The 1758-nt window shown below is 31.8% G+C and carries 2 protein-coding genes; both read right to left on the reverse strand.

From position 1 onward, the window contains the following. Nucleotides 1-455 precede the first annotated feature (455 nt). Nucleotides 456-1112: a PAQR family membrane homeostasis protein TrhA gene (gene trhA, locus VLM92_RS12950; RefSeq protein ID WP_325276752.1), complete on the reverse strand. Its 657-nt coding sequence runs from the start codon at nt 1110-1112 to the stop codon at nt 456-458. A gap of 449 nt (nt 1113-1561) precedes the next feature. After that, nucleotides 1562-1758: hypothetical protein (locus VLM92_RS12955; protein ID WP_325276753.1), on the reverse strand; the 197-nt coding region annotated here is incomplete at its 5' end.

Consider the following 1758-nt stretch of genomic DNA (forward strand, 5'->3'; position numbering starts at 1 on the left):
GCATATCACGAGATTTATTCCATAAAGAATATTCTGAAGCGGAGTTTGCGAAGCCCACGAAATATCCTGCTTCGAATCATAATGAATTTAAGCTATCGGAGAAAAGCACTAAAGATGCCGAACGATTGATTCTATATATTCAAAAAAACCTTATTTAACTTCCCCTGATTTCTTGCCAATCACACAAAATGAGCTCAATTCATGCTTTGTAAGTATATAACGATGAAAAGGGCAGACTTCCGAAAATGGATCTGTCCAATTGAAATAACAATATTCTAAATATTTTAGACCACTGATTCTTTCATTTTCATAGAATCTTCACAACTATCGTTTTGTGATAGGGTATTAAAGTATCACAAAAAATTCAGGCCAATGATAGCTTTATTTCATTGCAGTTATCAAAGATTCACCAAGATGCTATGTGTTTATTAATTCCTCTCAAATCAGATGCTAATTTATTCACTTGGTAAAACATAAAAGAACACCGACATAAATTGACAAAAACTACCACTTAAAACAAACATATGGAAGATGGCGTGATTGAATTTTATCTTTTTAATGCTGTATAAGATTGCACCAATTGTATAAAATATTCCTCCTGCAAGAAGCCAAAGTAAACCTTCTAAGGGTAAATTATTAATTAATGGTTTTATGGCGAAAACGATAACCCAACCCATTAATACATACATTATCGTCGAAATTAAATTATATTTCCCTGTAAAGAAAAATTTCAATATTATTCCAGTTAAGGCCAATCCCCAAGAAGTACCAAAAATCACCCAACCTATTGTACCATTTAGAGTAACAAGTGTAAAAGGAGTGTAAGTTCCAGCAATTAGGATATAAATAGATGCGTGGTCAAAGATTTTCAATCTGTTTCTTAACTCTGACTTTTTAGCACTGTGATAAAAAGTAGAAGCAGCATATAATATAATTAAACTTGCTCCGAAAATGCTAAAACTAACAATATGCCAAACATCTCCGTGCAGATTTGCATGTGTAACTAAAAGTACGAAAGCAACAATGCTTAAAATGAAACCGATAGCATGAGTAGTGATGTTAATTTTTTCTTCTATTGGCGAGTAGTATTTTATTATTTCTATATCTTTCATTTAAGCGATGTCTTATGTTTATATTTTTCAATGACTGCTAACGGAAGCGTAATAAAAAACTTGCAACCAATTATTTGAGATGGACTATCATTGACCGTTCATATATCCGTTTAGATTTCAACAAGTAATCTATACCTCTGAGGATTAATACGAATCTCATATATGGTGGTCTTTACTATAGCTTTCAAACTTTTTATTTATTGAGACTACCTTATAAAAAAATAGGTCTGTCAAAACCTTTAATGGCTTATCGGTATCACATTCAGAAAACAATTTCTGCTAATTGCATATATCGCAAAATACATTAAAAATCAAAAAGGCAAACCCAATGAAATGGATTTGCCTTTGTTGAAAAACGATATCAAATATTTAAGGTAACTTTCAGATTCAAGATACATTGCATCAAAAGTGCAGATAATAAAAAGGCAGCTTTGTATTAACTGGTAATCTTATTCGTTAGAGAAGCTTCTTGCCTTATCCAGAACGGAAAACAGTAATTGGTCATATTTTACGTCTTCTTTATTCTTTTCAAGATAATCAATCGAAGTTTGGGCAAGCATACCGTAAAAAACCGGCTTTGAAATATAGTTTAATTCTCCAGCAAAGATGTCTTTAAGCTGGTAGAAGAGCCAACTTAATTCCTTTG

This window comes from Romboutsia sp., assembly GCF_035470145.1.
Classification (GTDB): domain Bacteria; phylum Bacillota; class Clostridia; order Peptostreptococcales; family Peptostreptococcaceae; genus Romboutsia_D.